27 protein-coding genes are annotated in these 23,604 nt (G+C 41.8%); 13 read left to right on the top strand and 14 right to left on the bottom strand.

The genetic code is table 11. The features are described 5' to 3' along the window. The first annotated feature begins 58 nt into the window (after positions 1 to 58). The 6 genes from rpsP (at position 59) to WA352_RS00925 (ending at position 4,043) form a co-directional block, all read left to right on the top strand. Positions 59 to 316 (top strand): 30S ribosomal protein S16, encoded by a 258-nt coding sequence (gene rpsP / locus WA352_RS00950; protein ID WP_004660208.1) that lies wholly within the window; start codon positions 59 to 61, stop codon positions 314 to 316. Positions 317 to 332: 16 nt separating this feature from the next. Further along, a complete protein-coding gene (gene rimM / locus WA352_RS00945) occupies positions 333 to 881 on the top strand; it encodes a ribosome maturation factor RimM (RefSeq protein ID WP_004803983.1) in 549 nt (182 codons plus the stop codon). Between the two features lie 45 nt (positions 882 to 926). Continuing rightward, positions 927 to 1,667 carry a tRNA (guanosine(37)-N1)-methyltransferase TrmD gene (gene trmD, locus WA352_RS00940; protein ID WP_033134359.1) on the top strand — a complete coding sequence of 247 codons (741 nt, stop codon included), beginning with the start codon at positions 927 to 929 and terminating at the stop codon, positions 1,665 to 1,667. 194 nt (positions 1,668 to 1,861) lie between these two features. Continuing rightward, complete coding sequence (gene rplS / locus WA352_RS00935) at positions 1,862 to 2,233, top strand: 50S ribosomal protein L19 (protein WP_004657502.1); 372 nt, start codon at positions 1,862 to 1,864, stop codon at positions 2,231 to 2,233. 137 nt (positions 2,234 to 2,370) lie between these two features. Further along, positions 2,371 to 3,264, top strand: a complete 894-nt coding sequence (truB, locus tag WA352_RS00930) for a tRNA pseudouridine(55) synthase TruB (RefSeq protein WP_033134360.1) — start codon at positions 2,371 to 2,373, stop codon at positions 3,262 to 3,264. Positions 3,265 to 3,275: 11 nt separating this feature from the next. Further along, positions 3,276 to 4,043 carry a sulfite exporter TauE/SafE family protein gene (locus WA352_RS00925; protein ID WP_033134361.1) on the top strand — a complete coding sequence of 256 codons (768 nt, stop codon included), beginning with the start codon at positions 3,276 to 3,278 and terminating at the stop codon, positions 4,041 to 4,043. Positions 4,044 to 4,057: 14 nt separating this feature from the next. On the opposite strand, the gene WA352_RS00920 is transcribed toward WA352_RS00925, so the two are convergent. The 3 genes from WA352_RS00920 to serA all read right to left on the bottom strand — a co-directional run bounded on the left by WA352_RS00920 (position 4,058) and on the right by serA (position 7,185). Then, complete coding sequence (locus WA352_RS00920; protein ID WP_033134362.1) at positions 4,058 to 4,915, bottom strand: EamA family transporter; 858 nt, start codon at positions 4,913 to 4,915, stop codon at positions 4,058 to 4,060. Between the two features lie 53 nt (positions 4,916 to 4,968). Then, positions 4,969 to 5,850, bottom strand: a complete 882-nt coding sequence (locus WA352_RS00915; RefSeq protein WP_033134363.1) for an EamA family transporter — start codon at positions 5,848 to 5,850, stop codon at positions 4,969 to 4,971. Between the two features lie 102 nt (positions 5,851 to 5,952). Further along, positions 5,953 to 7,185: a phosphoglycerate dehydrogenase gene (gene serA / locus WA352_RS00910; protein ID WP_004657532.1), complete on the bottom strand. Its 1,233-nt coding sequence runs from the start codon at positions 7,183 to 7,185 to the stop codon at positions 5,953 to 5,955. 347 nt (positions 7,186 to 7,532) lie between these two features. Here serA and WA352_RS00905 point away from each other — a divergent pair, with 347 nt between their 5' ends. Next, positions 7,533 to 8,942 carry an FAD-binding oxidoreductase gene (locus WA352_RS00905; protein ID WP_336140974.1) on the top strand — a complete coding sequence of 470 codons (1,410 nt, stop codon included), beginning with the start codon at positions 7,533 to 7,535 and terminating at the stop codon, positions 8,940 to 8,942. Between the two features lie 74 nt (positions 8,943 to 9,016). Beyond that, the gene (locus WA352_RS00900) at positions 9,017 to 9,334 is read left to right on the top strand and encodes a hypothetical protein (RefSeq protein WP_033134365.1); all 318 of its coding nucleotides are present in this window, start codon (positions 9,017 to 9,019) and stop codon (positions 9,332 to 9,334) included. A gap of 14 nt (positions 9,335 to 9,348) precedes the next feature. On the opposite strand, the gene WA352_RS00895 is transcribed toward WA352_RS00900, so the two are convergent. Beyond that, positions 9,349 to 10,137: a hypothetical protein gene (locus WA352_RS00895; protein ID WP_033134366.1), complete on the bottom strand. Its 789-nt coding sequence runs from the start codon at positions 10,135 to 10,137 to the stop codon at positions 9,349 to 9,351. A 136-nt stretch (positions 10,138 to 10,273) separates the two neighbouring features. Here WA352_RS00895 and WA352_RS00890 point away from each other — a divergent pair, with 136 nt between their 5' ends. Next, positions 10,274 to 11,038 carry a nucleotidyltransferase domain-containing protein gene (locus WA352_RS00890; RefSeq protein WP_033134390.1) on the top strand — a complete coding sequence of 255 codons (765 nt, stop codon included), beginning with the start codon at positions 10,274 to 10,276 and terminating at the stop codon, positions 11,036 to 11,038. Positions 11,039 to 11,124: 86 nt separating this feature from the next. Here the strand turns inward: WA352_RS00890 and WA352_RS00885 are convergent, their stop codons facing one another. The 3 genes from WA352_RS00885 to WA352_RS00875 all read right to left on the bottom strand — a co-directional run bounded on the left by WA352_RS00885 (position 11,125) and on the right by WA352_RS00875 (position 13,031). After that, positions 11,125 to 11,439 carry a putative quinol monooxygenase gene (locus WA352_RS00885; RefSeq protein WP_033134367.1) on the bottom strand — a complete coding sequence of 105 codons (315 nt, stop codon included), beginning with the start codon at positions 11,437 to 11,439 and terminating at the stop codon, positions 11,125 to 11,127. Between the two features lie 13 nt (positions 11,440 to 11,452). Then, positions 11,453 to 12,043 carry an NAD(P)H-dependent oxidoreductase gene (locus tag WA352_RS00880; RefSeq protein WP_033134368.1) on the bottom strand — a complete coding sequence of 197 codons (591 nt, stop codon included), beginning with the start codon at positions 12,041 to 12,043 and terminating at the stop codon, positions 11,453 to 11,455. Between the two features lie 112 nt (positions 12,044 to 12,155). After that, positions 12,156 to 13,031: a DUF4349 domain-containing protein gene (locus tag WA352_RS00875; protein ID WP_033134391.1), complete on the bottom strand. Its 876-nt coding sequence runs from the start codon at positions 13,029 to 13,031 to the stop codon at positions 12,156 to 12,158. A gap of 180 nt (positions 13,032 to 13,211) precedes the next feature. On the opposite strand from WA352_RS00875, the gene WA352_RS00870 reads away from it, so the two are divergent. Both WA352_RS00870 and craA read left to right on the top strand, forming a co-directional pair. Beyond that, positions 13,212 to 13,583 (top strand): hypothetical protein, encoded by a 372-nt coding sequence (locus WA352_RS00870; protein WP_033134369.1) that lies wholly within the window; start codon positions 13,212 to 13,214, stop codon positions 13,581 to 13,583. A 361-nt stretch (positions 13,584 to 13,944) separates the two neighbouring features. After that, positions 13,945 to 15,180, top strand: coding sequence for a chloramphenicol efflux MFS transporter CraA (gene craA / locus WA352_RS00865; RefSeq protein ID WP_374755513.1), 1,236 nt, complete (start codon positions 13,945 to 13,947; stop codon positions 15,178 to 15,180). Positions 15,181 to 15,197: 17 nt separating this feature from the next. On the opposite strand, the gene yccS is transcribed toward craA, so the two are convergent. The 4 genes from yccS to WA352_RS00845 all read right to left on the bottom strand — a co-directional run bounded on the left by yccS (position 15,198) and on the right by WA352_RS00845 (position 20,146). Next, a complete protein-coding gene (gene yccS, locus WA352_RS00860) occupies positions 15,198 to 17,348 on the bottom strand; it encodes a YccS family putative transporter (RefSeq protein WP_033134370.1) in 2,151 nt (716 codons plus the stop codon). 245 nt (positions 17,349 to 17,593) lie between these two features. Next, positions 17,594 to 18,175, bottom strand: a complete 582-nt coding sequence (gene sodC / locus WA352_RS00855) for a superoxide dismutase family protein (protein ID WP_033134371.1) — start codon at positions 18,173 to 18,175, stop codon at positions 17,594 to 17,596. Between the two features lie 108 nt (positions 18,176 to 18,283). Next, on the bottom strand, positions 18,284 to 19,378 hold the full coding sequence (locus WA352_RS00850; protein ID WP_005201278.1) for an AI-2E family transporter: 1,095 nt from the start codon (positions 19,376 to 19,378) through the stop codon (positions 18,284 to 18,286). A gap of 123 nt (positions 19,379 to 19,501) precedes the next feature. Next, positions 19,502 to 20,146 carry a ParA family protein gene (locus tag WA352_RS00845; RefSeq protein WP_004657565.1) on the bottom strand — a complete coding sequence of 215 codons (645 nt, stop codon included), beginning with the start codon at positions 20,144 to 20,146 and terminating at the stop codon, positions 19,502 to 19,504. Between the two features lie 130 nt (positions 20,147 to 20,276). On the opposite strand from WA352_RS00845, the gene WA352_RS00840 reads away from it, so the two are divergent. Beyond that, a complete protein-coding gene (locus tag WA352_RS00840; RefSeq protein ID WP_005201277.1) occupies positions 20,277 to 20,747 on the top strand; it encodes a Holliday junction resolvase-like protein in 471 nt (156 codons plus the stop codon). Here the strand turns inward: WA352_RS00840 and WA352_RS00835 are convergent. Next, the gene (locus tag WA352_RS00835; protein WP_005201271.1) at positions 20,741 to 21,376 is read right to left on the bottom strand and encodes a class I SAM-dependent methyltransferase; all 636 of its coding nucleotides are present in this window, start codon (positions 21,374 to 21,376) and stop codon (positions 20,741 to 20,743) included. The two genes, WA352_RS00840 and WA352_RS00835, sit on opposite strands and share 7 nt — an antisense overlap. A 161-nt stretch (positions 21,377 to 21,537) precedes the next feature. Here WA352_RS00835 and WA352_RS00830 point away from each other — a divergent pair, with 161 nt between their 5' ends. Then, positions 21,538 to 22,101: a hypothetical protein gene (locus WA352_RS00830; RefSeq protein ID WP_004657571.1), complete on the top strand. Its 564-nt coding sequence runs from the start codon at positions 21,538 to 21,540 to the stop codon at positions 22,099 to 22,101. 51 nt (positions 22,102 to 22,152) lie between these two features. On the opposite strand, the gene WA352_RS00825 is transcribed toward WA352_RS00830, so the two are convergent. Together WA352_RS00825 and WA352_RS00820 are read right to left on the bottom strand one after the other, a co-directional pair. Beyond that, on the bottom strand, positions 22,153 to 22,716 hold the full coding sequence (locus tag WA352_RS00825; protein WP_005201269.1) for a hypothetical protein: 564 nt from the start codon (positions 22,714 to 22,716) through the stop codon (positions 22,153 to 22,155). A 19-nt stretch (positions 22,717 to 22,735) separates the two neighbouring features. After that, positions 22,736 to 23,515 carry a class I SAM-dependent methyltransferase gene (locus WA352_RS00820; protein WP_005201267.1) on the bottom strand — a complete coding sequence of 260 codons (780 nt, stop codon included), beginning with the start codon at positions 23,513 to 23,515 and terminating at the stop codon, positions 22,736 to 22,738. Between the last annotated feature and the right edge of the window lie 89 nt (positions 23,516 to 23,604).

Below are 23,604 nucleotides of genomic sequence, written 5' to 3'. Positions count from 1 at the left end.
TGAAGTGTTGCCGATGGTCGGCGCAGGGATAATCCGTAAAAATTATAAGGTTGTTCTCATGGTTGTTATTCGTTTAGCGCGCGGTGGTGCAAAAAAACGTCCATTCTATCAAATCATTGTAACTGATAGCCGCAATGCACGTGATGGTCGTTTCATCGAGCGTATTGGTTTCTTTAACCCAACTGCACAAGGTAAAGCTGAAAAAGTTCGTTTAGATGCTGACCGTTTTGCTCACTGGGTTGCTCAAGGTGCTCAACCTTCAGATCGCGTTGCTTCTTTAGCTGCTCAAGCTAAAAAAGCTGCAACTACTGCATAATTGTAGTAGGTAGCCCATGACATCGACACAGAATGTGCCAGAAGATCGTATTCAGATTGGACAGTTACGTTCAGCTTATGGATTGAATGGGTGGCTCTGGGTTTACTCTAATACAGAACCTATGAGCAATATGTTTGACTACCTTCCTTGGTACATTGAAACCAAGGCAGGTTGGCAAACTATTGATGTAAAACGTTGGAAACCACATGGCAAAGGCTTGGTTGTTGCATTAAAGGACGTAAATGATCGTACTGGTGCAGAAAATCTGGTTGGCGCGAATATCTGGATTGCCAAATCTCAGCTTCCAAAAGCAGATGTAGACGAGTATTACTGGTCTGATCTTAAAGGTCTAACGGTGTTAGGTCTTGATGATGAAGAACAAGAAGTCAATCTCGGTCAAATCTACGAACTGTTTGAAACAGGTGCCAATGATGTCATGGTCGTAAAAGCGACGCCTGATAGCATTGATGCTGAAGAGCGAATGATTCCTTGGCATAAAGATGTGGTACAACGCGTTGATCTTGAAGCTGGTCGTATTTACGTCAATTGGGGCGTAGACTACTAATCCTTTCGGGGAAGGTAGCGCAGCAGGAAAATAAAGGAGTCTGCGGTGTTTTTTGCAGTCATCACATTGTTTCCTGAAATGTTTGAAGCGATTACAGCGCACGGGATTAGCGGGCGTGCAGCAAAGCGTGACATCGTGCAAGTGACTTGCATTAACCCACGAGATTTTGCTGAGGGCAACTATAAACGAGTGGATGAACGTCCGTTCGGTGGTGGTCCAGGTATGGTGATGATGGCTGAGCCGTTGGCACAAGCAATTAACCATGCCAAACAACTTGCAACACAAGCAGGCTGTGTTCATGCGCCAGTGGTGTATATGTCACCGCAAGGCAAAACCTTAAATGAACAGGCAGTACAACAATTCGTTGATTATGATGGTTTGATTGTATTGTGTGGGCGTTATGAAGGGGTCGATGAGCGTTTAATCCAGCATTATGTTGATCAAGAATGGTCAATTGGGGATTACGTCTTATCGGGTGGTGAACTTCCTGCGATGGTATTGCTCGATAGTATTATTCGTCGATTGCCAAATGTCATGTCTGACGAGCAATCTGCGATACAAGATTCTTTTGTGGATGGTTTACTGGATTGTCCACAATATACCAAGCCTGACTGTTTCGAAGGGTTGGATGTGCCTGAGGTACTTAAATCAGGACATCATGCCAATATTGAGAAATGGCGTTTTTTGCAGCGTTATCAACGTACTTTAGATCGTCGACCAGAATTGGTAGAAAAAGTAGAGTTGAGCAAACAGCAAATTAAATGGCTAAAAGATTCGCAAGGTTAAACTGGTATCAGTTTGTCTTTGTACCCAACGAGAAGCTTTGCTTCGAGTTTTACTTAAACTTGGTTTAAGTTAAAAATAGGCTCTTTAAAGCAATTTTGCTCTAAAGGGAAAGTTAAACGGGAGATATGCGCTTTAGCCTCTATTCCCAGCGGTGTCAGAGACCTCTTCTCTCCCGCACATATTGGAGATTCCACATGAGTGGTAAACATCCTTTAGTTCAAGCTGTTGAAAATGCACAGTTAAAATCAGACATCCCTGCTTTTGCACCGGGCGATACAGTTATCGTTCAAGTTAAAGTAAAAGAGGGTGACCGTGAGCGTCTTCAAGCATTTGAAGGTGTTGTAATCGCGAAGAAAAACCGTGGTTTAAACTCTGCTTTCACAGTTCGTAAAATCTCTAGCGGTGTTGGTGTTGAGCGTGTTTTCCAAACTCACTCTCCAATCGTTGCTAAAATCGAAGTGAAACGTCGTGGTGACGTTCGTCGTGCTAAACTTTACTACCTACGCGAGTTGTCTGGTAAAGCTGCACGTATTCGTGAAAAGTTACCAGCTCGTAAACAAGGTTAATTTTAACTTTGTTGTAAAGCAAGAAAATGCGCCTTTGGCGCATTTTTTTATGTCTGTTTGTGGCTAAAAGCCAATCCTTTTTTAAATCCTAGACCGAGTTTTGCTAAAATAGGTCTTTATGCTTTGATTTTTCTTTTATGAAAAAAAGTTCTTATCGTCATTTGAGCGGTGTTTTCCTATTAAATAAACCTTTAGGTTTAAGTTCTAATTCTGCATTACAAAAAGTGCGCCGTCTGTTCAATGCACAAAAAGCAGGGCATACAGGTGCGCTCGATCCATTGGCGACAGGTTTATTGCCGATCTGTTTAGGCGAAGCGACCAAGTTTTCACATTACTTACTGGACTCAACCAAACGTTATCAAACTACGGTCAAATTAGGGCAAACCACAGCGACAGGTGATGTTGAAGGCGAAATCCTTCAGCAGAGAGAAGTGCCGGCATTGAGCGAAGAACGAATTGAACAAATACTTGAGCAATTCCGTGGTGATATTCAGCAAGTGCCACCGATGTATTCGGCCTTGAAACGTGATGGTCGTCCACTCTATGAGTTGGCACGTAAAGGGATCGAAATTGAGCGTGAGGCACGCCCAGTCACCATTTATAACTTAAGCTTGCTTGGCTTTACTGAAGATAGTTTGACATTGGATGTGACTTGTTCAAAAGGCACTTATATCCGTGTATTAGGTGAAGATATCGGCGAGGCTTTGGGCTGTGGTGGCCATTTAACTAAATTGCATCGTACCCAGACAGGCCATTTTGAGATTAATCCAAGTTATACCATTGAATATCTCGAAAGCCTTACCCAAGAACAACGCGATGCCTTATTACTGCCAGTCTATGCACCTGTTGAGCATTTTCCTCGTGTGCAATTGCCTGAAGGCCGTGGAAAGTATTTTGGTAACGGTCAGGAAAGCAATATTGATCATGAAGCTGCAGCTGAAGTGTTGGTGTTCGATGGAGAGCGCTGTTTAGGCTTGGCTGAAATCACTGATAAAAAACGTCTAGTACCAAAACGCTTGTTAAATTTATAAGAGTATCGTCAATGGAATGGGAACTGATTCTAACCTTAGTGTTCTTTGCTTTTTGTGCAGGAACCATTGATGCTGCCGTAGGTGGTGGCGGTTTGATTCAGATTCCTGCATTGATGGGAGCTTTACCGCAAACTGCACCTGCAACCTTATTTGGTACCAATAAGTTGGCCTCCATTTGTGGAACAGGTTCTGCGGCTTTTTCATTTGTACGCCGTGTCAAATTGCAATGGTCATTACTCGGTGTGATTGCACTATTTGCCTTTATCAGCTCATTCATTGGGGCGGCCTGTGTATCTTTGGTGCCAACCCATATCCTAAGGCCGATTGTTTTGGTCATGCTGATCGTGATTGCGATTTATACCTTTATGAAAAAGCAATTCGGGCAAGTGCACATCGATCAAAAAATCACGCCAAAGTTACTGGTGCTGGCTGCGATGGGTAGTCTAGCGATTGGTTTCTATGACGGTATTTTTGGTCCAGGGACTGGCAGTTTCTTTATTTTCTTTTTTATTCGTTTCTTGCAAGTTGACTTTCTACATGCTTCGGCATTATCAAAGATCGGCAACTTCATGACCAATCTGGCAGCACTCAGCTTCTTTATTCCGACAGGTCATGTGCTTTTTGCCTTGGGAATGATGATGGCGGTTGCCAATATTGCAGGCTCGTTATTGGGTGTCCGTTTGGCTCTAAAATACGGTAGTGGCTTTATCCGTATTTTATTCTTGATACTGGTGAGTATTTTGATCTGTCGTTTGGGTTATCAAATTATTACAGGATAGCGGCTTAGATCTAACTAAGCTTTTCCACCGCGTAAGGTAACACCAATCGAAGCCACCATAATGCAAGCCAAAGCCACCCACTGAATTAAGCTAATTCGCTCATGCAGCAGTACTAGACCTGCTAAGGCTGCCAATGCAGGCGCAAGGCTGGAAAGCGTCCCATAACTGAGCTTAGTTAGCCGTTTGAGTGCCATTAAATCCAGAGCATAAGGAATCGCAGTTGCCATTAGGGCAATCACCAGTGCTTTGCCCCAATATTGAGTATCTAGGAGCACTGGCGCGTTATTCCATAGACCAAAAGGCAGTAAGGTCAGAGCGGATAGACCAATAGCAATCGTTAGCGCATGCATGCCAATATTTTGCTGTACCACGCGATGCCCATAATAAATATATAAGGCCCAAAAGAATCCTGCACCCAGCGCACAGGCTGCACCGATATAGGAAAAGTGCTGGGCATGAGCATCGTTCCACGGCACCATTAAAGCAATGCCTAAAATCGCAAATGCTACCCAAATATAATCACTGCGCTGTTTAATCGAGAGTAAGGCCAAACCCAATGGACCGATAAACTCTAAGCCCACCGCAATCCCTTGGGGTAACTTACCCAAAGAGGTATAGAACAGAATATTCATACAACACAAGGCTGCGCTATAACAGAGTAAATCTCGCCATTTTAGCTCCTTCAATTTGGAAATGATTTTCCATGAACGGAACATGATCGCCACCAGAATGGTCGCAAAACACAGTCTTAAAATTGTCACTGTCAGTGGATCAAGCGTGGCGATTAATTGCTTGGCAAAGGATGCGCTGATCTGATAAGACAGCATGGACAATACCATGTACAGCACGGCAACTAATTGGAGATTTTTCATCTAAGATCTCCAAGATAAGCGAGAGCGTTTTTCTGATGTTGAGGCAAGATCATTTATTTGGCCTCTTTTTGCTGTCGAGCCTGTTGCGTGGTAAAGGTACAGCCAATCGAGGCAATAATAATGGTGCCCAATGCTAACCATTGATTCCAAAGTAACATTTCACCTAAGAATATAAAGCCTGAGAGGGCGGCAACCGCAGGTTCTAAGCTCATCAAGGTACCAAAACTCAGCGGGGTTAAACTACGCAAGGCAATCATTTCTAGGGTAAAGGGCAGGGCGCTGGCTAATATCGCAAGACCAATAAAATAGTATAAGTTTGGCAGTTCAAATACCCGATCGATGGCGCCTGAAAATAGCGCGAAAGGTAGTAAGCAGAGCATACCAATACTCATGCCTAAGCAAACGGTGTGATTACCAGAGATGCCTGACGGTTTTTGCCCCGCAATAATATACAGTGCCCAACACGCACCTGCACTAATGGCAAAGAATACGCCAAGCATGTCGAGACCTTGCTGTGCCTGTTGCAAAGGAAAGAGCAACATTAAGCCCAGAATGGCACAGCCAACCCAGATGAAGTCATATTTCTGCCGAGCATGATACAGCGCCACACTTAAGGGGCCGATAAATTCAAAGGCAACAGCTAAACCAAGAGGTAAGCGTTCAAGCGATAAATAGAACAGGGCATTCATCCCTGCAAGGGCGACGCCATAAGTCAGAATCGCTTTCCAGCGAACCACTTTGAAATTAATGGTCCAGATTTTAAAAATCACCGCCAATATGATCGCACCAAAAAACAGGCGCATGGCGGAGACGGTCAATACAGGAAAGCTTTGAAACAGGACTTTGGCCAAAGAACCACTGCCTTGTACACACAACATGGCAATCATCAACAGCAATAAAGCATGTAGTGGTGTTTTCAGCATTGGGGTCGACATTTTATTATTTAACAGTTGGTATAATATTCACATAATAAGTCAAACGCCCATAAAAAAGCCACAGCATCAACTGTGGCTTTTCGACATTATTCTAAATATTGCTTAGAACAATACCCGAACGCGGATGGTGCCTTCAACGTGGTTCAAAGTATCAAGCGCTTCTTGAGATGCAGATGCGTCAACATCCATCACCAAGTAACCGATATCACCTTTTGTCATTAACGACTGACCAGAGATGTTGATGCCTTGTTCAGCGAACAATGTATTGATTTTCGATAACACACCCGGAACGTTTTTGTGGATGTGCAGCAAACGGTGCTGACCATCAGAAAGTGGTAATGCGATTTCTGGGAAGTTCACCGCAGAAAGGGTCATACCTTTGTCTGAATAAGCAACGAATTTTTCAGCCACTTCTAAACCGATGTTTGCTTGCGCTTCCATGGTCGAACCACCCACGTGTGGGGTTAAGATCACGTTATCTAAACCGCGAAGTGGAGATAGGAACTCTTCACCATTAGCTTTTGGTTCTTTCGGGAATACGTCAACCGCTGCACCAGCAATGTGACCTGATTTAATTGCATCTGCTAAATCTTCGATCACCACACATGTACCGCGTGCTGCGTTCAAGAAGATTGAGCCTTTTTTCATTTTCGCGAATTGTTCTTTTTTGAAGAAGTTACGCGTTGACGGAACATCTGGAACGTGTAGCGTTACCACATCCGCAGTTTCCAAAAGTTCATCTAAAGAGCCAACTTGACGTGCATTACCTAATGGTAATTTAGTCACAGCATCAAAATAGATGACTTTCATACCTAAGCTTTCTGCCAAAACAGAAAGTTGTGAACCGATCGAGCCGTAACCGACGATACCTAAAGTCTTACCACGAGTTTCAAATGAACCCACCGCAGCTTTATTCCAACCGCCCGCATGTGTATCTTTCGATTTTTCAGGTACACGACGAAGCAACAGAATTGTTTCAGCAAGAACTAATTCTGCAACCGAACGTGTATTTGAATACGGTGCGTTGAATACAGGGATACCACGAGACATCGCCGCTTTTAAATCGACTTGGTTTGTACCAATACAAAAGCAACCGACTGCGATCAGTTTGTTCGCAGCTTCAAAGATTTCTTCAGTTAATTGCGTACGGGAACGAATACCAATGAAGTGAGCATCTTTAACTGCTTCTTTCAAAGCATCGCCTTCAAGCGCAGTTTTGTGATAATCGATGTTGGTATAACCCGCTGCATTTAAAGTATCGATGGCATTTTGATGCACACCTTCTAACAGAAGGAAACGGATTTTGTCTTTAGGTAGTGATAGATGTTGGCTCATTACGGCTCCGCTACAAAGGCCAAAATTTAGTTGCAGTACTATAGCATAGAGCTTTGAGATATAAATATTTGGTTTAAAATTAGCACAGCAGAATTATTGATAATTTTTCAGTTGAAGCTGAATTTTATTGGTTATACACATTTTGTTATTACAGTATCTTTATCCTAAGCTTTATCCCGTGCCTGCTTCTATGTAAAATGCAGAGATCTGATAGTCAAATCTGAAAACATCAGGTTTGCGCTGTTCTGCCGAGTTTCTATATGTTGAATACTGCATTTTAAGATATTGAAAAATATTGTGTTGTTATTCAAATGCTCTATCTTTACTTCTTGCTAGGCCTGTAAACGATGAATGCTTCAGTCGCTTTAACACCTGAGTTATTGACCCAATTAACGGTAATTGTGGGTGAAAACCGAATTAAAACCGATGCCGACAGTTTGGAAAATTGGGGACGTGATCATACCAAACATTTTGATCCGAACCCATCAGTCATCGTTTTCCCTTCAAGCACTGAACAAGTTCAGGCCATTGTTAAACTTGCCAATCAATTTAATGTCGCGATTACCCCATCGGGCGGTCGTACCGGCCTTTCTGCGGGCGCGGTCGCAACCAATGGCGAGATCGTGATTAGCTTTGACAAGATGAACCAGATTCTTGAGTTCTACCCAGCGGATCGTATGGTACGCGTACAAGCAGGTGTGGTGACTGAGCAATTACAGAATTATGCCGAAGAACAAGGCATGTACTATCCAGTCGATTTTGCTTCAGCGGGTTCAAGCCAGATTGGCGGTAACATCGGGACCAATGCCGGCGGCATTAAAGTCATCAAGTACGGCATGACCCGTAACTGGGTACTTGGCTTGACGGTAGTGACAGGTAAGGGTGATGTGCTGCGTTTAAACAAAGGCATGATTAAGAATGCGACAGGTTATTCGCTGCAACACTTGTTTATTGGTGGTGAAGGGACATTGGGTCTAGCGACTGAAGCTGAAATCAAGCTTGAGCGTCAGCCACAGAATTTACAGGTATTGGTTCTCGGTGTGCCTGATTTTGATGCCGTGATGCCGGTACTCCATGCTTTCCAAAATGCAATTGATCTGACTGCTTTTGAATTCTTTGGTGAATTGGCAATGCAGAAAGTATTGAATCGCGGTCATGTACAGCGTCCATTTGAAACGCAATGCCCGTTCTATGTCTTATTGGAATTTGAAGCACCATATGAACCAATCATGGACAAGGCAATGCAGATTTTTGAGCATTGTATGGAACAAGGTTGGGTGATTGATGGTGTGATGAGCCAAAGTCTTGAACAGGCTGAAAGCTTATGGCGTTTGCGTGAAGATATTTCAGAATCGATTGCGCCGTTTATTCCATACAAAAACGACATCTCTGTATTAATTACCCATGTACCTGCATTTATTGCGGAAATTGATGCGATTGTTGCGGATAATTATCCTGACTTTGAAATTTGCTGGTTTGGTCATATTGGTGACGGTAACTTGCACCTCAATATTTTAAAACCTGAAAATCTGACCAAAGATGAGTTCTTTGCCAAGTGTCAGGTGGTGAATAAATACGTGTTTGATACCGTGAAAAAATATGATGGTTCGATCTCTGCCGAGCACGGTGTGGGTATGACTAAGAAGCCATATTTAGAGTATTCGCGTTCGCCTGAAGAAATTGAATATATGAAAGCATTGAAGTTGGCGTTTGACCCGAATGGGATTATGAACCCGGGCAAATTATTTGATCTTTAATACTTGATTAGATAAAAGAAGTTTTGCTAAAAGCGTATCGAAAGATGCGCTTTTTTGTTATTAGGAAAGAATAAATGATAGAAAAACAAATGATTTGTCAGGGATATATTTGCTTACATCGTAAAGACATTGCTGCTGACTACGTTGATTTTAATAACAAGAATAATGATTTATATATCAGTATGATCTTATTTATGAAAATAGAAGATTCAACTCATATGATACGCTTATATTTGAAAGATGAAGAAAAGAAAATTCTGAATGAGTTTTTGGTCTGTGAAATCCTATTTGGGCAAATCCTAGATGAAATTATTTTGATGAAAAATTATTCAGTATTGGATTTTCAAGGTAAAAGTGTAGGGACAGCGTATATAACAACAATTAAAGAATAAACGGCAATAAAAAATTATTTCTTGTACGCTTTCCAACCTGTCAAAATATGATAAATCAGCGGTAAAAGACAAAGTGCAAAGAAGCTGCAAATCGCAATAGCCCAGACAGATATATTCTGTGGATTGCCCAAAAAGAAATAAGCAAAAACCGAATAAGACAGCATCCCAAACATCGCCATTGTGCCGAGTGGAAGGGTAATTCTAAAAATTAAGACGTTAGCAAAGGCTTTGTAAGGCTCCATATTCCGATTCAAAGCATAGGCAATAATCATGACCAAGATATAACCCATAATAAACAGCATAAACAGGGTAGCGGCAAACAGTAAACCCGTGCGCCAACTCTTTTCTTGTGCGGAATGATCACCCGCCTCATAAACGACCTGAATATGGTCTCCGACTACAGGCACATCACCTGAACGGACTGAATTATCCAAGACCAATGTTCTGTTTTGATCATCTTTGAATTGCATCTGAGCCGTATGCATTAAAGTTTGGGTTTTATATTTACGCCCGTTGGAATCCGTACGTTCGGTATCGACCCATTCAGAGGTATAGCTCACAATGGTTGCATCGTAGCTCGGTTTGGTTGCTAAACCAAATACAGCTTGCGACACCCAAAAAGTAAAAGGAAAAAATAAAGAACTGATGCTAAGTACCACCACAAATAAATAAGCAAATTCAAACTTACTGCTGTCACGATTCTTAGCTAAACGTTTTAGCCAAAACTTTGTCAGCACAAAAGACCAGACACATAAGATCGCAACCACCACCAAGAAAATCTGTCCAGCATAAGTCAGTTGCATGCATGATCCTATTTGTTATATTGAATAGAGATTGATTTTATCAAACGATAATTTTTTTAAAATCAAATTAATGAGTACGGTAAAAAATAGTATTGTTTCTCACAAGTATAAATTTTTAAATAATGAAGTCATCGCAATGAATATCCATCACGAAATCGAAAAACTATTTCAACAACGCCAAGATATCCCATTATTTTATATTGAAAGTGGTAGCCGTTTATGGGGCATGGCCAGTCCTGATAGTGACTATGATGTACGCGGTTTTCATCTACCGAGTAAAGACCAATATTTTGATTATAAAAAGCATCGTGACTTGATCGAGATTATGGATGGGGACTTTGACTTTGTCTCTTATGACCTGAATAAAATGTTTGGGCTGTTGGCAAAAAGCAACCCTACTGTTTTAGAGTGGGTCAGAGCACATATTGTCTATTTTAATGCCTTTCCAGAATGGCAGCTCTTTCGTGATGGCTTGCTTGAGCGAATCGACTATAGCGCGTTGTATCACCACTATTTATCATTAGCGAATGGTGGCATGAAAGTGATGCAAACCGCAGATAACTTTACTTATAAAAAAGTGTTTTATTCGATTCGTGGCTTGATGTCGGCTGAATTGGCGACCCAAGAACAGATGCCTGAATTATTGATTACCGATCTGTTTGCGCAAGTGGATGCAAACGATCCATTACGGCATTGGGCGGAAGATTATCTGGAGATTAAAAAGCAGCAACAAGAAAAAGCACAGCTACCCCAAGCGGAACAAGCTGCGATTCTTCAACTGTTGCAAAGCAAGATAGAGCAACTGGCAGCAAAGTCGATGCCGAAGGCGGATCGTCGTGCCAGTTTGGAAGCCTATTTAACAGATTATAGCCGTTATTTAAAACAGCATTACTATCAGTAGAACCATGCATTTATTCATCAGCTGGGTTCGACTTAAATATTTAATGATTTCATATTTTGTCGGACTCAGCTGTATGGTGTTATCTGTTAAATCCCACTGTTGAGAATACGGATTTTTACATCGGCAACATGGTCTTTGGTCGCTTCAAAATGTTGCTGCATATGGGCAGTTTGCATATGCGCTTCTAAATGAGCAGTACTCTGCCATTTCTCTAACATGACAATCGTATTCTCATCAGTGGCCTGCATCTCAATTGCAGGAAGATGATCAATCAATGGCTCATAGCCATGACAGCCGTCTTCTGCCAGTACCGTTGGAATAATTTTTTCAAAGGCATCTAAAACGGCTTGGCGATGTTCAGCGCCTGCATGTGTATAAATTTCAGCAATAATGGTTAGCATCTTATTTTCTCACTTAATGGCTTGCTGCAAAAAGCTGGTCTAAATGTGCTTTGTACGCTTCGATATAACTTGGCACATTTGGCGCCTTGATGACATCATTCACAATAAATGTTGGTAGTGAGTCCATACCCAAGAACTGATTGGCTTTATGGAAAGGTAGGTAAACGCCATCCACACCAACGCCTTGGAAGAACTGGTCTGGATCAGTAAAGGCTTCCATCGGTGCATTCCATGTCAAAGACAACATGTATTTTTTACCTTGGATTAAACCACCTGAACCATATTTTTTAGAGGCATCTGAACGGCTGCGGCCATCACTGGCATAAAGTGAGCCATGTCCGATGGTGAAGATGTCATCGATGTATTTTTTCATGGTCCAAGGTGCACCCATCCACCAACCTGGCATTTGGTAAATCACCACATCTGCCCATAGGTATTTGGCAATTTCGGCTTGAATGTCATAGTCACTATCGGTACGCGTAACTTGTACCTGATGACCTAAGGTGCTTAGATGTGCTTGAGAAAACTCGGTCAGTGTGTCGTTCAACTCACCATTCGAATGTTCAAATTGTTTGGCGCCATTAATAATTAAAATATTGCTCATGGGATTACTCAAAAATAAATCTCTAAAAACTGGAAAGTATTTTAGAAAATCTATTCATGAGTAAAAATGCATAAATGAGCAAAATACTATTGATCAAAAATCAATAATTAAACTATTCAGCTTTGGATTTTTTCGCTTTATACCAGCGACGAGCTCCCCATAAAATCGCAATCGCTACATACAGCGGCCACAGCATCACCAGCCAAATGAGGGTTTCTCTAAAGCCATATAATCCCACTTTAATGGCTTCCCAAATTCGGCTGAATAACGGATCACTGTCTAAGGTGGCAATACGGTTGATATTGAGATCATGGCTTTTACGCACTTGTGATTGTTGGAAGAATTCCAGTCGAATGGTGCTATAGGCCAAGCGGTCTTTGACTTCTAAATTGGTCAGTTGCTGTAGCTGATTGTTCACTGCATTTGATCCGCTGTTACTTTGATTGGCAGTATTCAGTTTTTCTTCGAGCAATTTTAATTCATAACGCTTGGCTTCATAACTCTGGGTATTAAAGTTCAGCATGAGTGGCAATAAATTATTTAAAAAGCTGGTCACCTGTGCATTAGGGATACGTACCGTGAGTTGCACGGTGGGGGTGATCTTTTCATAAATATCGACACTGCCATCAATACGGTCACGTTCAGATCGGTCACTGACTTGATAATTAATCTGCTTTTCTTCGATATAACCATTGTATTGCAATAACTGCTGTTCCAGTGCTGATGTGGTTTTTAATACATCTTTCACTTCAAATTGTAATTGTGCGCTTTTCACCAATTGGCGATTTTGTTCCAAAGCACTTTGTTGATTGCTGAGCAATTGCTCTGGATTTTGAACGGCATTTTCTTGAACAGCAGTACTATCCATTGCCGCACTTTCAGTCGCAACAGCAGCCTCATTTTCCGCCTGGTCTGGATGTTTTGAACAGGCAGCCAAAGTGCTGCCCAAGATTAAAATAATGCTTAAATTTTTCGCTAAATCTGACATATCGGCATGTCCAAAGTAAGGTGGTTTTGATGTTATAAACTGTGTTTTTTTAATCATTTGTTATGATCATCATCTTGAATGATGACAACAAATTTAATGCACGCCACATACATTTTGTTGCGTGGCCATTCAGTTTTGCATAGTAGCATAAATGAGCTAAATGGATTGGATGGGTACAAAATGTATAAAATTGCGATGATCTTTGGATCTGCTTTATTCCTCACGGCGTGTAATCAACCAACAGCACCATCGCAGCAACAAGCAGCCGTGCAAAAGAGTACGGTAATGCATGCGGTCTTATCGGATCAGCCCGATCTATTTCATGAAGACAGCAATTTAAAAATAGATCAGCAATTCAATAGTGCCGAGAATCCAACCGATGCACAGGTCACAGTTGAACAAGCTCAATTAGATGATTCGGTGATTGCGGTGCGGACAGAATATCAATTGAAACGAAATCAAGATGTTTGGAAAGTGGTCAATAAAAAGCAAAGCTATCAATGTGCCAGAGGAGAAAATACAGAGACTTTCCAATTTGATCTCTGCCCATAAGTATGGGTTCTATTTAGAGCTATGTATAAAATATCAGCAAAGATGTGGATAACTTTTTGGTTATGCACATCTCAATATGAGCGTTATCGGCTGTTTAAATTGCGGTCATTTTGAAAAAGTGCTACAGTTGCGCGTGGCAATTTAGCCAAACGGTAAAACATTTACCAATCTCACGTAAATAAATTGTTTTTCTTATATACACCTAGTGAATACGGTGTTTTCACATTTATCACATGCTTTCTCACAGCATGAAATCAAAATTTAATTTAAATCTAAGCCATAAAATCTTGTGGTGATGATCCCTTTTTCGTTTTGAAAAATGGGACGAACACGAGTTGGTTATTTTTGTGAATAAAACATGATGACGAATAATCAGAACATGACGTTAAACCGTATAACGCTCATGTTTCCTTTAGCTTTAGTGCTATTCGAATTTTCAGTTTATATCGGTAATGACTTGATTCAACCTGCGATGTTGTCGATTACAGAACAATTTGCAGTCAGTGCAACGTGGGCACCGTCGTCAATGTCATTTTATTTGTTGGGTGGTGCCAGTGTCGCATGGCTGTTGGGACCGCTTTCGGATCGTCTCGGGCGTAAAAAAGTACTGTTGGCAGGTGTGGCATTTTTTACGGTTTGTTGTTTGCTGATTTTATTGACGCACAATATTGAACAATTCCTGACCTTGCGTTTCTTGCAGGGTATGGGGCTAAGCGTCATTTCTGCGGTCGGTTATGCAGCCATTCAAGAAACCTTTGAAGAGCGTGATGCGATCAAAGTTATGGCACTGATGGCAAATATTTCTTTATTGGCGCCTTTACTAGGCCCTGTATTGGGGGCATTCCTGATTGATTATGTGTCATGGCATTGGGGTTTCGTCGCCATTGCTGCGGTGTCTTTTATCAGTTGGTTTGGCTTAAAGAAATTTATGCCTGCGACACAAGAAAGCCGTAAACAACCGAAGCAGCCTTTTAGTTATATTTTTGATGACTTTAAAAAGGTATTGAGCAACCGTCGTTTCTTGGGTTTAAGCATTGCCTTACCGATGGTGGGTATGCCGTTGATGTTATGGATTGCTTTATCACCAATCATTTTAGTTGATGAGCTGAAATTGAGCAGTGTGCAATATGGCTTGGCGCAGTTTCCTGTGTTCTTTGGCTTAATTGCAGGCAATATCATCCTGATCAAGATTATTGATCGTTTCCCGCTAGGTAAAACCATTCTATTTGGTTTGCCGATCATGTTATTGGGTACTGCATTCTTGCTGCTCGGTGTCATTTGGCAAAGCTATTTGGTGCCTTGTTTATTGATTGGTATGACCTTAATCAGTTTGGGCGAGGGGATTAGCTTCTCGGTGATGTACCGTTTTGCACTGATGTCTTCGGAAGTCTCAAAAGGAACAGTCGCAGCCGCGGTCTCGATGTTGATGATGATCAGTTATTTTGTCGTGATTGAATTGGTTCGTGTGCTGTATACGCATTTCCATATTTGGGCCTTTGCTTTAGCCAGTTTGGTCTTGATTTTATTCTGGTTTAGTTCACCACGCCATGCCTTGAAACAGCATATGCTGGCACGTCAGCAAGACGGGTTGAATTAATTATCCCCATCGACTGCTCACTTGATTTCTAAGGCGAGCAGTTTATTTTTTAATAGGACTAACTCAGGTAAGGTCTCGAGTAACAGACTCATTTGTTTTAACAGCAACGGGTGCTTTGCAGAGACCTGATGCTGTTGATTGAGGATCTCAATCTCTTCAAGCAAGCGTTCTACTTGCTGTTGCGGAATAGCGGCTTGTTCGATCAGACTTTGCTTGAGCACATTCTCAATTTTATCCAGTAGTTCTAACAACGCCTGATCTTCAATTTTTTCCCGTTGATGTCCTAAGGCCGAGACATAGCTGAGTTGGCTATGGCTATAGACCAAATAGCGAAAGGCATGCTGAATGAGTTCTTGATTAGGCTGAGGTTCGGTACTTAGACTTGAGATCATATTCGACAGCTCGATCTGGGCATTATGTGCTGCACGTCGAGTGGTTCGGTATTCCAGATCGAGTTCACGCCCTTGATGATATTGTTGTACCACCACATGAAAATAATCGAAGGTGGTTTGATTATTTTTCTTGATGTTGCTGGAGATATTGCGAAAATTCCAATCGGGCCAAATGAAATTGACCGCGAGCCATGCAATCGCACAGCCAATAAAAGTGTCAATAATGCGTGGCAGAATAATACTAAAACCTGCACCTTTTAAATTAAAAATCAATAACACCATCAAAGTAGCCATAACCGTGGCAAGTGCATATTTCTTTTGTCTTAAATAGAAGAATGAGACCCCACAGATGACGGTTAATAGCAATTGGCCTTCAATACTTGGCACAAAATAAAGAATGGGGATACCTAATAACACCCCGAGTAAAGTGCCAATGGTTCTCAGTTTAAGTCGGCTCTTGGTGGCAAAATAAGTAATTTGGCAAACAAATAAACTGGTGAGTAAAATCCAGTAGCCATTTTGAGCAAAGGGCAATAATGAAATGGCATAGCCAACCGCAAAGATCACAGCCAAACGCACGGCATGACGGAACAGCGCCGATTGTGGGCTGAGTTGTTGTTTGATTTTTAAAATTAGATCCTGCACACCCTGAATATCATCATCGAGTAAGTTCAAATGATCTTGATGTTGCTGCGGTGAAAGCTGTTCAATATTTTGATTGAGCTGCAGTTGAGCAAACTGCTCATGCACACTTTTTAAATTATTGAGGATCAATTCCAGATTTTTAACTTCAAGATTATGGGGATGTTGTTGCATCCAATCACGCATCGACAATTCTAGATTTTCTAGTGCTTTACTGGCAGATTCACGGGGCTGATAGCTTTGATGATCTAAGATTGCTTGGCTTAAATCATGACACGCCATGGCTTGAAGCTGCATATTTTTTTGAATACGGAAAATTAAATCACTGCGGCTAAAATTTTGATGAATCTTTTCATAATGCAGATAACTGGACGTGACCTGTTCATGCATGTCTTGAGCAAAATAATATAAGTTCAGCCAATAAATACTGGTGTTGTTAACCCGAGACGCTTTTAAGCGCGTCAGTAAGGAGTTTTTGGCTTGATTCAGGCTACTGACCACTTGGCTATTTTTGTGAGAAAGTTCGAATAGCAGTGTTTCAACATTATCAATATTATCTGGGTCGAATAAACGTGATTTGGCTTGAAGTAATTCAGCAAGATCCTGAAAAATAGTGGAAATCTTTTCTTGTAAAGGTAAGGTTGGGCGAATAACAAAAAATAAGATTGAAGTTAGTCCATACCACAAGGCACCCAATACAAAATAACTCGGTTGCTGATACCAATCTGGATATTCACTTAGACCGAACATGGTATAGATCGAAAGTAAAATTGTACCAAAGGAAATGGTGGCATAACGTTGCCCAAGCGCACCCATCATGACCAGTGCTGCACTGGAGAGGCTGAGATAGACAATGAACCAAAATTTATAGGGGGCAAGAAACTCTAAAATGGTACTGACCGTAAAGAACAGCACGCAGACATAGACCAGATTGCGTAAACGGATACTGAGACGATCATCAAAGTCGGTCAGTGCGGTCGCAATTGCCCCTAAGGTGACAGGAACAATCAGTTGCCCGAATCCAAGCTGATATAAACCTAAAGTGGTCCCACACAGTACAATCAGGATTTGTAGGCAATAAAGAACAATTGAGTTGGAGCGAAAGCGATTGAACAGGCGGGATAAATTTTTCACGATTCTTATTCTTTAGTATGTTCTGGATTCATCATACAAATAAATTTCCCAAAGGAAAGCATTGTTAACCAACAAGTAGCACTATTTTTTAGCATCAATATTTGCATGATTTTTCAAATAATAGATAAGATGCAAAATTCATGCTCAGTTGTATTTTGTTATGATGAGATTATTAAAGAACATATAAAAAATGACTAAAAGCAAAGCAACTGTGGATAACTCGTAAGATACCCACAGTATTTAGATTACTTAATCACACCACATGCAATACGGTCACCACCACCGCCTAATGGCTTAGGTGTATCCGAATAATTGTCTCCACCGACATGAATCATGATCGCACGATTTTGAATATCAGCCAGTTTTAAACGTGGCGCAATCACAGGTGTGGTTGCAAAGCCTTTTTCATTCACCACCAACACAGGTAAATCGCCTAAGTGGCCTGTTTCAGGCGTACCATGATGCGCGACCTTTTCAGGATTTAAGTGACTGCCTGCTGCCAAGGCTGCCCCCATTTTTCCATCTTTTAATGCAGCTTCACAGGATGGGTTCTCATGGATGTGGAAACCATGTTCGCCAGGAGAAAGTTTCCAAAGTGCAGGGGTGATTAATAAACCTTTAGGCGTTTGTTGAAAAGCAACCGTTCCGATTGAAGCACCCACGCCATTGGCATCGACTTGATAGACTTGGATCAACTGCTTTTGATCCGTTGTGCTGGTCTTGGTCTGGATTTTAGCCGCATTGTTATCGAGCGAAACCGAAGAGCAGGCTGCGAGACTTAAACTCAGACAGCCGAGCAGAGACATTTTTTGAAGCATTGAAGTCATTGCGAAGATATCCTTATAAATTATCTTTATTTGACGATTCAAACAAAGTAAGCGATATCTCGCAAGCAACATTAATCAATTCATGACAAAAAATTAAACAAAACAAACCTACTTAGTTTCAGGAGGAGCCTCCAAAGCGGCAACAGGCTCATCGACATTTTCATGCAACCATTCACGCCAAATCGCTAACAGGATGGCTAAAATCACTGGGCCAATGAATAGGCCGACCAGACCAAAGCTGGCAATACCACCTAATACCCCGAACATGATCAAGATAAATGGAATCTGGGTCGCGCCTGAAATTACCAATGGGCGAATCACATTGTCCGAACTACTCACAATCACCACACCCCAAACCACAACACCAATGGCTTCCATGGTTTGCCCTTGAGCAAATAACCACAGGCCTACCCCAAGATATGAAACAGGTGTTCCAAAAGGAATTAGCGCCAATATAAAGGTGACCATGGTCAACAGCATTGGATTTGGAACGCCTGCAACAAAATAGCTGAGGCCAGCTAATAGGGCTTGTGCAACTGCAGTTAAACCAACGCCGTATACGACAGCACGAGTTGTTTCCGAAATGGTATCTAAATAATGATGCACACGTGGACCAATCACCATTTCCAAGGCACGACTCACTTGCGCCAAAATCATTTGCCCATCACGGTAGAAGAAGAATAAAGTCATCAGTGCAAATGTGAGTTTGACCAAGTTACGGCTAATCTCGCTCAACACAAAACGGCCATAACTCAGATGGCTTTGAATCCATTCGGCAATATTCTTGGTAATACTGTTCGGATCACTACTCAGTTCATTGACGGTACGACTGATGTCTTTGCCAATAATCGGTAGATTTTTGATAAATTCAGGAACTTGAACATGGCCTGAAAATAATTGTCGCTGTAAATTAAAATATAAATTACGACCTTCAAGTTGCAACATAAAGATTGCACAGATAAATGGCACACCAATCACGATAATGACCAAGCTAATCATTAGGGTGGCATTCAGTGTAGGTCGGTTTTCACCAAAGAAACGACGCTGTACCCATAGATATAAGGGCCAAGTCATATAGGCAATAATTGCGGCCCAAAGGACAGGGACAATAAAGTATTTGAGAATACTGAATCCCAAAAAGAGCAGGACAAAGAACAGTCCAAACAGCAAAACGCGTTGTAATATGGGAGCGTATTGTTGCACGATAGTATTTCTCAAGTGCTATAAATTGAATAAAACCATCTTAACTGAAAATGTAAGCGAGGGAAATTTTCATTTCCCTGTTTTAAGATTTGATATCAAAAGATTACGTTTCTTTGCAAAGCCTTAAAACCACTCGCTCGGATCATCGACCAACTGGTTTAAAACAGGCTGCCATTGGCTTTGGATACTGACAAAATTTTTCTGGGTTTTATCAAACACACTCAGCCCTTGCATTGCCAATGTACCGTAGGCACTACGCTCAGAAATCCATGCCACAGGATCTTGCTCAATCTTGCTAAAGAAGTCCTGAATATCTTTGGAACTGGCACTGTTCGGTTTGACGCGATTGGCAATCAACAGGATTTGCACTTTACCTTTACGAATACGTTTAATGTCTTGTAAATGTTTTAAGAAGCGACGAGTACTGTCAATATCAAAGAACGATGGCTGTAATGGCGTTACAATCGCATGCGCTTCGCTGACCAATTGCTCTGCATGTTCACCTGAAAGTGCACCAGGTGCATCAATAATTAAATAATCTAAATTCTTTGGCGCTTCACCAATGGATTTTTCATGTCGCCAATCCAGACTCTGAATGCCTGTGACGGTTTCAGGCCGTTGCTTGAGCCATTGCAAAGACGATTTTTGGTTGTCAGCGTCAGCCAGCGCAACCTTATATCCTTTTTGAGATAGTGCTGCAGCCAATGTAATAGCTGTCATAGTCTTGCCACAGCCACCTTTTTGATTTGCGATTAATATGGTTTTCATGAAATTAGATTTATTAACTAGGCTCTCGTATTCGTTTATACCTTAGCATCTTTTTCGGTCAAGTGTGTTACACATGACAAAAGTTTAATGTTGCAGTTAAATAGCTGCATTCAAGAGAAGGAAAGTTGCTATGTCGGTTTGGTTGGCGATGCTGATTGGTGGTTGTATTGGTGTCGTGATCACCACGATTATTTTATCCAGCACCCGTAATGGTCGGATTCAGGCTGAGTATGAAAAATATATCACCGAACTAGAGTTAGAACATAAACAGGCTTTGCTTGATGCGCAGAAGCGCAGTGTCAATACCAGCCGTGCGGTATTGAAAGGCAAAATGGCGGAGCAGTTTGCACCGATCTTACCAGAGTTTCGTTATTTACCCAGTGATGCCAAGTTTTTAGGTGATCCTGTCGATTATGTGGTTTTTGATGGTTATACCGACTTTCGCGATGGCGATGGTACAGCCGACGATATTGAGGTGATTCTATTGGATATTAAAAGTGGTGGTGCACGCTTGAGCAAAGGACAGCAGGCGATTGCTCAGGCGGTCACAGAAGGTCGCATTCGTTTTGAAACCTTGCGAATTGATTTCGAAGATCAATGAGGCGTTTCTAATTTTTGTACACGCGCCAACAGCATTGTTTGTGCCACAGCAGGAATACCTTCTGCATCAAAATATTCTTTTTCGATCAATTTAAATTTGGCTTGCAAGAGCTGGCGTTCAATGTCTCGGTTTAGATGACAACCATCGGCAATACGTTTTTGAATTGGAGTCAGCAGCGTTTGCAAAGATTGGATTTTTGTCGAGTTTGGATGTTTGACATGCTCAACCAGATGAAAGGTTCCTGTTGGTTTGAGTACCCGATGTATTTCGGCTAAGGCCTGTTCAAGATCAGCAATGCTACACAGTGTCCACGTCGACACAATATGATCTAAAGATGCATCAGCGAAAGGCAATTTCTCTGCACTGGATTGCACATGCTTAATAAAGAAAGGTGCATGCTGTACCCGTTCAACGGCCAATTGATAAATATCAGGATTGGGCTCTAAGGCATAGAGTGAATCGACATTGCCATAAAACGGAATATTGAGCCCTGTACCAAAACCAATTTCGAGTACTTCACCTTCGAGTGGGAGCAGTAATTCACGACGTCGATCCATCAAGCTAGCGGTTTGCATGACCTGATTGAGCAAATGAGGAAAGATATGACGTTGGTAAAATTGGTAAATCATAGAAATCCATTCGTTGGTTTTAATAAAGAGGATACTTCACTAACAGCACAAAAATATGACTAAAATGAATTTGACTGTTACCAAAAAAAGCACTTTTTTTCACCATCTCAGCATACTATCAAGAGAAAGGCTTTTCTAATATTTTCGAGGATAATCGAGCCATGAAAAAACGTCTATGGATGAGTTTATGCATGGTGGCTGCAATTGGGCAAACACATGCATCAACCGGTCAGGCAGAATATAACATTGCCAATGGCTTAGCGCCTGTTGTGGAATATCAATCGATTTCGGTATTAAAACCTTTTGATGGTAATTTCCGTATTCTCGGTTCAAAAGTCTATCATGACGATGAGCAAGCCAAATTTTCTCCGATCGATTATGCGGTGAGTTTGGGGCTGTTTACTGATCCTGCGATCGCACGGACGATTGATGTACGTCAATATGACCGTTATTTGAATTGGAAAATGAATACACTGCCTGTGCCACCCGATCAAGCGATCAAACTGGTGTCCAATATGCATATTATTCCTGCCAATCCAGAGATTGCCAAACAAATCAAGCAAGTGAAACGTGGTGACTTGGTTCAACTCAAAGGTGAGTTGGTCGAGGTCCGGGATAAGGACTTGGTATGGAAATCGTCTTTAACCCCAGGTGGAGTGGGTGATGGCGCATGTGAGTTATTTCGTGTGAGTTCCATTCACTGGATTGAGAAACAAAATATTTAACAATAAATTTGCAATGAAAAAGGGGCATCAGCCCCTTTTTATTTATTTCAGCTACTCAGCTTGCATTTTGCTTTCCGCTGTTTGCGCATTTCTCCAATGATGCAACTGGCTTTGTGCATGTAGATATTCATTTAGCTGATTGACTTGCTGATTCGCATCTGTCGTTTGAGCAGCATTGGCGTGTTCCAAGACTTGGGCTTGATGTTCCCAATAATCATAAAGCAAGCCTTGAATATAGCGACCCTGCTCAGTTTTGAGCTCCAGTTCTTTGAGCATTTTCAAGGCTGAGTTCACATTATCTTTTTGACGTTGCTGCTCGAATTCAGGGGTGAGGCTATTGGCTTCTTTCATCTTGGCCAATTCCATTTCCATGCTATCGCTCATGTCGGTAAAGCGATGATCATAGTCATCCAATACCGCAATATCATGCCCATCATCTGCTGTGGCAGGGAATTGCTTGATCGGGGTTTGATTCAGTTGACCAATTGCATCATTACTTGCGCTGCTTTGCTGTTGTTGCTTTGCAGTTGGCTCTTTGTCCTTATTACAAGCACTGAGCATCAGTACTGAACTGAGTACACAGGTGATGGCAAATGTGGTTTTTAGGTTAGGCATAGCAGAGCTCGTTCAAGAATTAGTTGGGTATTTTCTGAAAATGGTAGGCAAAAGTGGTATAGGGGAAACTAATCTGATCTTGCGCAGTTAAGCCTGTAAAATCAAATACAATTTGTTCAAACTTTGCTTTTAACTGTTGTTGCTCTGTGGAGGGCATCGCGGCGATAAAACTGGTGGACAGCAAGCGTTTACTCACCACTTGTTCGACAGTGCCCTGATGCGCCTGTTGAAAGGTGGTTAATCCATCCAGTTTAAATAAGGATTGTCCTTCGAAGGCCTGTTTCCATAATTCACTATGATAACGCGGGGTATCACCTTCTAAAGGGGCAATTTCATCAGCCAAGGCTTTGACCCAATCGACAGCGGTATTACGTTGATTCCAGATCAGCCCTAGATGGCCTGCTGGCTTAAGTACCCGATGCATTTCACTGAGCGTTTCGATATTGGCAAACCAATGGAACGATTGCGCACAGAGAATGGCATCAATTGACGCATCGGCGAATGGTAGTTCGCTACTGAATGCTTGCAGACAATCGACTGTCGGATAGGCTTGTTGAAGCTGCTGTAACATTTCAGTGACAGGCTCGACCGCGATCACTTTTGCCTGGGTCTGAATCAAGTAGGGTAAGAATTTGCCAGTCCCTGCACCGAGGTCAACAACAGTGGAACTTTCATCTATTTGGAGCCGATCTTGCAGCCAAACCGCTATTTCTTGTGGGTAACTGGGGCGAACCTGCTGGTACAGTTCAGCCCCTAAACTAAAGCCTTTTTGAGCAGCAGGATGTAAGGATTGTGTCATTTTTTGCGCTTTTTAATCTGTCTTATCTCTATAAAATAAGATACTCCGCAATTATGGTTTGGCAAAGCCATCATTTGGTGACTTTTTGC

The sequence above is a fragment of the Acinetobacter sp. 102 genome, assembly GCF_037028485.1.
Lineage (GTDB): Bacteria > Pseudomonadota > Gammaproteobacteria > Pseudomonadales > Moraxellaceae > Acinetobacter > Acinetobacter higginsii.
This window is presented reverse-complemented; position numbering and strand designations above follow the sequence as displayed.